This is a genomic window from Salinimicrobium oceani (assembly GCF_012037645.1).
On record NZ_JAAVJR010001371.1, the window covers coordinates 1 to 319 of the forward strand.

At 42.3% G+C, this 319-nt stretch carries 1 protein-coding gene; it reads left to right on the forward strand.

The features are described 5' to 3' along the window. Window positions 1-110 precede the first annotated feature (110 nt). Window positions 111-319, forward strand: a 209-nt coding sequence (locus tag HC175_RS22255) for a hypothetical protein (RefSeq protein ID WP_168140021.1), incomplete at its 3' end; no start/stop codon positions are given.

Genomic DNA, 319 nt, shown 5'->3' on the forward strand with positions numbered 1-319 from the left:
TGCTCCGCAAATTTTTCCGTCTCCTGCTGCTTGTGCTGATATTTTTAGGCTGCAAAAGGGACAAAGAAGAAGAAAAACCTGTTCCGTTACGATTCGAAAAAGAAAGCCTTGTGAAAAAAGCCGGGGAAAATTGTGATACTGCCGATTACGATTGCTCTGTCATTACTTTAGATGTTGTTAGGGCAAAAGGAGCTTCAGCAATAGCACAAAGGATCAACCGAAATCTCGATACTCATGTGATCCAGCTGATCTCTTCGGAAGAAGAAGCCGATATTTCCAACCTGGAAGAGCTTTCAGAAAAATTCTTGAGCGACTATCG